Below are 6617 nucleotides of genomic sequence, written 5' to 3' on the forward strand. Positions count from 1 at the left end.
TATGTATGGCACGTATTAACCTCAGGCCCTGGCGAGAAGAACGGAACGAACGGCTGCATAAACGCTTCATCGGCAATATTGTCGGCGCAGCCCTGCTGGGTGGCCTGGTAGTGCTGGGTATCAGCTACTATTACGACGTTCAGATGGATCGCCAGAACGTACGCAACAATTACCTCAAGGGTGAGATCGTCAAGCTGGATCAAAAGATCCGTGAAATTCAGGAGTTGCGTGCCAAGCGCGAACGCCTGCTGGAGCGTCTCAATGCCATTCAGCAGCTGCAGGGTAACCGCCCGGTAATCGTGCGCAACTTTGACGAACTGGTGCGTGTATTGCCGGATGGCATGCACTATGACTCGCTGGTGCGTCGTGACGAAACCATCACCATCAACGGTGTCGCCGAACAGAACAACGACGTGTCCGAGCTGATGCGCCGCCTGGACAACTCGATCTGGTTCAAAGAGCCGGATCTGCGTCAGGTCGACAAGAACGAAGACGTCAAGAACTTCAACATGCAGGTCGGCATGACGCGCCCTGATGCAGAGGAGGCGAAATAATGAACAGTAATGCCTTCAAGCAAGCGTTTCAGGGGTTCGATATCAATAATGTCGACTTCAATCAGGCCGGCAGTTGGCCGATTGGCGTCAAGATCATCGTGTATCTGCTGGTGTTTGTACTGGTGGTCGGGGGTGGCGTGCACTTCATGATCAAGGACAAGCACGTTGCAGTGGAGCGTGAAATCGCCAAAGAGCGCGAGCTCAAGGACGAGTACCGTACCAAGGCGTTTCAGGTGGCCAGCCTGGATGCACTGCGCAAGCAAATGGCGGACGTTGAAAACCGCTTTGCCGAGTTGCTCAAACAGCTGCCGACCGACAAGGAAGTACCGGGCCTGTTGGAGGATATTACCGAAATCGGTCGTGCCGCTGGTCTGGAGTTCGATCTGATAGCGCTGCAGCCGGAGCGCAAGGAGCAGTTCTATGTCGAGTTGCCGATTCGCATCATGGTGCGCGGCAACTACCACCAGATGGGTGAGTTTGTCAGTGGTGTGGCTGCCATCAAGCGTATCGTGACCTTGCACGACTTCTCGCTTGAACCGGAAGAAGGCGGCCTGCTGTCCATGGAAATCAGTGCGAAGACCTACCGCTATGACGATACGAAATAAGATGCGACAGGGATTGCGGCTGGGGCTGGCACTGGCAGTGGCAGTGCCCATGTCCGGCTGTCTCTGGGTGGATGATACCGAAGACTTGCAGCGTTACACGCGTGAGCAGCAGGCACGCCCCAGCGGCAATATCGAGCCACTGCCGACGTTCAAGCCCTATGAGAGTTTTGTATATGAAGGGGCCAGCCTGCGTGACCCTTTCCGCATGCTGGTGCGCAACACAGGCACGCGTGAAGACATCACCGGAGACTCATCCCTCCAGCCGGACACCGAGCGTCCGAAAGAGTACCTGGAAGAATTCTCCGTCGACGAGCTGAACATGGTTGGCATTATCACCCAGCCCGGCGACACCACCTTGTGGGCCCTGATCAAGGACCCGAACAATGAAGTCCACCGCGTCATGGCCGGCAATTTCCTGGGCAACGACTATGGCGAAATTGTTGAAATCAGCGAACGTGGGCTGGAATTGGTAGAAATCATCTCAAACGGACGGGGCGGGTGGATGACACGCCCGCGGACGCTGACGCTTGAACAGCAGGATTGATAAGGATGCAGACCGTGAACAAATCTAGACGGACCGAAACCAACCGGATGCAGACCCGAAGCCCGGCGCCCAAGCGGCTCCTGCTGAGTGCGCTGATCGCATTGGCGGGCTCCCAGTCCGTGCTGGCCGCTGAACTGCAGGATGTGAGCTTTGCATCACTGCCGGGCAAGAAGGTCGAAGTGCAGATGCAATTTGACAGTGCTGCACCGGAACCCAAGGCCTACATGATTGAAACACCGCCGCGGCTGGTGCTGGACCTTTGGGATACCAGCAGTGATCTTGAGCAGAAAGTGCTGGCGGTCAAATCCGGAGACGTGGATAGCTTGCACTTTGCCGAGGCGAACGGTCGTACCCGTGTGGTGGCCAATCTGAATGAGGTGGCCGGCTACAACGTGCGTACCGACGGCAATAGCCTGTACCTGGAAATCGGTGGCGAAATGGCGGCCGTCGAAGCACCGGTCGCAGCTCAGGCCAACCAGGCACCGGCCGCACCGGCGGTCAATGATCAGGGCACCGAAACGCAGGTGAAGGGCATCGACTTCCACCGTCTGGAAGGCGATCGTGGTCGCATTACCATTGATCTTGGCACTGAGGCCGCGGGCCTGGATATTGTCGAAGAAGGCAATAACGTGGTGGTCAACCTGTCCGGCGTACAGCTGGCGGGTGGCCAACAGCGCCTGGATGTGCAGGATTTTGCCACGCCCATCAACTTCATTGACACCATGGTCGATGGCAACAGCAGTACCGTGCTGATCAAGCCGACCTCCGCGCCCTATGATTACATGGCCTACCAGAGTGGCAGTCAGTTGGTGCTGGACTTCAAGTCGTTGACGCAGGAAGACCGTGAAGCACAGAAGGACCTGTTCCCGTACGACGGTGAAAAAATCGACCTGAACTTCCAGAATGTCGAAATCCGTACCGTACTGCAGATCATTGCGGAAGTGGCGGAAAAGAACCTGGTGGTGAGCGACAATGTTCAGGGCGACATCACCCTGCGCTTGAAGAATGTGCCCTGGGATCAGGCCCTGGACATCGTGCTCAAGACCAAGGGCCTGGACAAGCGTGAAGCGGGTAATGTGCTGCTGGTCGGCACCGTGACTGAGATCGCCGAGCGTGAAGCGGTCGAAATGCAGAGCCAGCAGAACGAGATTACGGTTGCGCCGCTGGTGACCGATTTCATTCAGATCGATTACCGTAAGGCGTCGGATATCAAGGAACGCCTGATCGAGGCCAAGATGATTTCCGAGCGCGGCTTTGCCATGGCCGACGACGAAACCAATACGTTGATGGTACGCGAGACCGTCAAGCAGATTGAAGATATTCGTGAGACCATCAAGCAGTTTGACGTTGAAGTCGCTCAGGTGATGGTACAGGCGCGCCTGGTAACAGCGTCGGATACCGCGGCCAAGGAGCTGGGCATTCGTTGGGGTGCAGGCTACAAGGGTGATAACTTCAAGGTTGGTGGTTCTCCGAACGCTGACCCGACACCGTACGTTGATAATCCGCTGCTGACCAAAGAGGAAGCGGAGGCGGTTGAAGATGCCGATGCGTACAAGGAATCTATCAAGGTGCCAAGCAACCTGCTGGTTGACTTGGGTATCCAGAACGCAACCTCAGGTATTGCCTTTGGCTTCTTGGACGACAGTTTCCTGTTGTCGGCCGAGCTGCTGGCCATGCAGACCGATGGCAAGCTGGAAATCGTCTCCCAGCCGAAAGTGATTACCACCAACGGCAAGCCGGCCGTGATCAAGGCGGGTCAGGAGATTCCGACACGTACGGTTGATTCAGATGGCAAGGCAACCGTCGAGTGGAAGGAAGTGGTGCTGAAACTGGATGTCGTGCCGCAAATTATCCCGGGCGACAAGGTGCTGCTTGAACTGATTATCACTGAAGATACGGTTGGGGAAGTGTATGATGAGCTGGGTAACCGCCTGATCAACAAGCAGGAACTCAGAACCTCGATTGTCGTCAGTGATGGTGAAACGGTTGTGCTGGGCGGCGTGCTGCAGAAACAGAGCAGCGAGAGTGTCTCCAAGACACCGTTCCTGGGTGACCTGCCGGTGGTGGGCAACCTGTTCAAGAGCCGGACGGGCAGCAGTGAAAAGCGTGAGCTGCTGGTGTTCATCACTCCACAGATGATCCGCGACTCACTGAGACGATAAGTACAAAGAGCAGTAACAATTTGAACGTGTTCCTTATTGGCCCTATGGGTGCTGGCAAAAGCACCATAGGGCGTTTGCTTTCTCAGGAGCTGGCGCTGGCCTTTCACGATTCGGATCGTGAAATCGAGGCGCGCGCCGGCACCAACATTCCCTGGATTTTCGATGTCGAAGGCGAAGACGGCTTTCGCCAGCGCGAAGAAGCGGCCATTGATGAGCTGAGCCGGCTGGACAATATCGTGTTGGCTACCGGAGGCGGTGCCGTGCTGCGTGAAAGCAATCGCCGTCATCTGCAGAGCCGTGGCACTGTGGTCTATCTGCATACCTCCATCGATCAACAGCTGGAACGCACTGCCAAGGATCGTAACCGGCCGCTGTTGCAAACCGAAAACCCCAGGGCCGTGCTGGAAGCGCTGATTGCGGAGCGTGACCCGTTGTACCGCAGTTGTTGCGACCTGCTGATCAAGACGGATCGGCGCCATCCACGCGGTGTCGTGAACGACATTGTGCGCTTTCTCAAGCGACAGCAGCCCTTGAAAAACACCGATTAATGCGCCTTCGGAGAGCCTGATGCAAACGCTGAATGTTGATCTCGGGGAGCGCAGCTACCCCATCCACATCGGTCAAAACCTGCTGGACCAGCCTCTGCTGGGACCCTTCATCAAGGGTCGACAGGTCATGGTGGTCAGCAACGAGACCGTTGCACCGCTGTACCTGGACCGCCTGCGGGCACAACTGGGCGGTTTTCAGGTCGATACTGTCATCCTGCCGGATGGCGAGGCCTACAAGGATCTGGATCACGTCAACCGCATCTTTGACGCCCTGCTGTCCAAGCGCCATAACCGGACCACTACGCTAGTGGCGCTGGGGGGCGGCGTAGTGGGTGACATGACCGGTTTTGCCGCGGCCTGTTACCAGCGCGGGGTTGCCTTCATTCAGGTGCCGACGACGCTGCTGTCACAGGTGGATTCGTCCGTGGGTGGCAAAACCGGGGTCAACCACGTCCTGGGCAAGAACATGATCGGCGCCTTCCATCAGCCTCAGCTGGTGCTGGCCGATACGGCGGTGTTATCGACGCTGCCCGAGCGTGAGTTGTCGGCAGGGTTGGCTGAAGTGATCAAGTATGGTCTGATCCATGATGCCGATTTTCTGATCTGGTTGGAACAGAATATGCCGGCATTGCGTCAGCGTGATCCCGAGGCGCTGGCATGTGCGATCTATCGATCCTGTGAGATCAAGGCCGAGATGGTCGCTCTGGACGAGCGGGAGTCCGGCGTGCGCGCTCTGCTGAATCTGGGGCACACCTTCGGTCATGCCATTGAAACGGATCAGGGCTATGGTCAGTGGCTGCATGGCGAAGCCGTGGGCGCGGGGACCATGATGGCAGCTGACCTATCGGCGCGCCTGGGCTGGTTGGACCAGGCTGACCTTGATCGCGTGCGCCGGGTGCTGGAGGCAGCCGGCTTGCCGATTCTGCCGCCAGATAGCATGAGTGCCGACCGTTTTCTTGAGTTGATGGCGGTCGACAAGAAGGTGATTGACGGCAGCCTGCGTCTGGTACTGCTCAAGCAGCTGGGACAGGCGGTGGTGACCGCTGACTTCCCGATGGCGCAGCTGCAATCGACGCTCACGGCCGGCCCCCGGCTGGGACAAGGTTAAACGAGGGCCTCGTTGTGACAAGTGTACCCAGTTATTATCATGAGCCTGGCTCACGGTTGCAGTTGTCGGAAAAGCTGCAGCACCTGGTGCGCTTTTCCGACTTTCTGCTGTTGATCGTCGCTACGGAGGGCTGCGGTAAGAGTACGCTGCTGCACAAACTGGCCAGTGAAGGGGCTGCGGCCAGCGGTCGTGCAGCCCAGGTTGGATTCGAGGCGACGGCGGATGTGACCGGCCTGCTACAGGCGCTGACACATGCGCTGGATCTGGATGCGGACAACAATCAGGATCGCCTGTCGCTGCTGCATGCACTGGCGCGCCAGCTGTCCGAGGATGAGCGCTCACTGGTATTGCTGGTGGATGATGCCGATTACCTGACCAACAATGCCCTGGAGCTGCTGGTCAATTTTGCCACCATCGATGAGCCCGCGGCGCCGCGTATCATTCTGGCGGGCACGCCTGCGTTTGAGGAGCGTTTCAAGGCGCTGGAACTGGATCAGCGCATGGACGGTCATCTGCACATCGAGGCATTGGCGCCCTTTACGGCAGAGGAGTCAGCCGAGTTCATCGAATCCCTGTTGCCGGACGGGCTGGTGCTTAAAGAGCGCCAGTTGCGCCTGCTGGTCGAACAGTCGGCGGGTCGGCCGGCACGCCTGCGTCAGGCGGTGGCCGACGTGCTGCGCAAGGGGGAGCCCGAGCGCCCTGCTGCCCGCTTCAGCATGCCGCCGAAACATATCAGCGCTGCCTTTGTTATTCTGCTGCTGGTGTTTGCAATCGCGCTCTGGCAGTACCTGCCGGAGGATGAGGCTGATACAGCGGTGACAGAGCGTGTGACGCTGCCGTTGGCCGTCAATACGGTGGCGACCGCGCGACCTGAAGCGGAAGAGATTCGTGTGGCACCCGTATACCAGAGTACTCCGGCTGATGTTGTGCCGACGCCCCGGCCAGTGACCGAGCCGGAACCCAAGCCAGAGCCCAAGCCAGAGCCCAAGCCAGAGCCCAAGCCAGAGCCCAAACCAGAGCCCAAACCAGAGCCCAAACCAGAGCCCAAACCAGAGCCCAAACCAGAGCCCAAACCAGAGCCCAAACCAGAGCCCAA

At 58.1% G+C, this 6617-nt stretch carries 7 protein-coding genes; all 7 read left to right on the forward strand.

Annotated features, from left to right (window positions below; translation table 11 throughout):
* The first annotated feature begins 5 nt into the window (after window positions 1-5).
* Window positions 6-554, forward strand: a complete 549-nt coding sequence (locus KTN04_RS13340; protein WP_217335731.1) for a PilN domain-containing protein — start codon at window positions 6-8, stop codon at window positions 552-554.
* On the forward strand, window positions 554-1159 hold the full coding sequence (locus tag KTN04_RS13345) for a type IV pilus inner membrane component PilO (RefSeq protein WP_217335732.1): 606 nt from the start codon (window positions 554-556) through the stop codon (window positions 1157-1159). The genes KTN04_RS13340 and KTN04_RS13345 overlap by 1 nt, the downstream gene beginning before the upstream one ends.
* A 1-nt stretch (window position 1160) precedes the next feature.
* Entirely contained in the window at window positions 1161-1703 is a 543-nt protein-coding gene (locus KTN04_RS13350; RefSeq protein ID WP_217335733.1) for a pilus assembly protein PilP, read from the forward strand.
* A 5-nt stretch (window positions 1704-1708) separates the two neighbouring features.
* A complete protein-coding gene (gene pilQ / locus KTN04_RS13355) occupies window positions 1709-3865 on the forward strand; it encodes a type IV pilus secretin PilQ (RefSeq protein ID WP_217335734.1) in 2157 nt (718 codons plus the stop codon).
* Window positions 3866-3885: 20 nt separating this feature from the next.
* The gene (gene aroK / locus KTN04_RS13360) at window positions 3886-4413 is read left to right on the forward strand and encodes a shikimate kinase AroK (RefSeq protein WP_305799474.1); all 528 of its coding nucleotides are present in this window, start codon (window positions 3886-3888) and stop codon (window positions 4411-4413) included.
* Window positions 4414-4432: 19 nt separating this feature from the next.
* Window positions 4433-5521: a 3-dehydroquinate synthase gene (aroB, locus tag KTN04_RS13365; protein ID WP_217335735.1), complete on the forward strand. Its 1089-nt coding sequence runs from the start codon at window positions 4433-4435 to the stop codon at window positions 5519-5521.
* Between the two features lie 14 nt (window positions 5522-5535).
* The coding region (locus KTN04_RS13370; RefSeq protein ID WP_217335736.1) for an AAA family ATPase at window positions 5536-6617 on the forward strand (1082 nt) is incomplete at its 3' end.

Source organism: Marinobacterium weihaiense (assembly GCF_019061305.1).
Taxonomy (GTDB): Bacteria; Pseudomonadota; Gammaproteobacteria; order Pseudomonadales; family Balneatricaceae; genus Marinobacterium; species Marinobacterium weihaiense.

Excerpts from the sequence above, each read along its gene's own strand:
- KTN04_RS13340 (WP_217335731.1), top strand. The coding sequence starts at position 6 with ATGGCACGTATTAACCTCAGGCCCTGGCGAGAAGAACGGAACGAACGG.
- KTN04_RS13345 (WP_217335732.1), top strand. The coding sequence starts at position 554 with ATGAACAGTAATGCCTTCAAGCAAGCGTTTCAGGGGTTCGATATCAAT.
- KTN04_RS13350 (WP_217335733.1), top strand. The coding sequence starts at position 1,161 with ATGCGACAGGGATTGCGGCTGGGGCTGGCACTGGCAGTGGCAGTGCCC.
- pilQ (WP_217335734.1), top strand. The coding sequence starts at position 1,709 with ATGCAGACCGTGAACAAATCTAGACGGACCGAAACCAACCGGATGCAG.
- aroB (WP_217335735.1), top strand. The coding sequence starts at position 4,433 with ATGCAAACGCTGAATGTTGATCTCGGGGAGCGCAGCTACCCCATCCAC.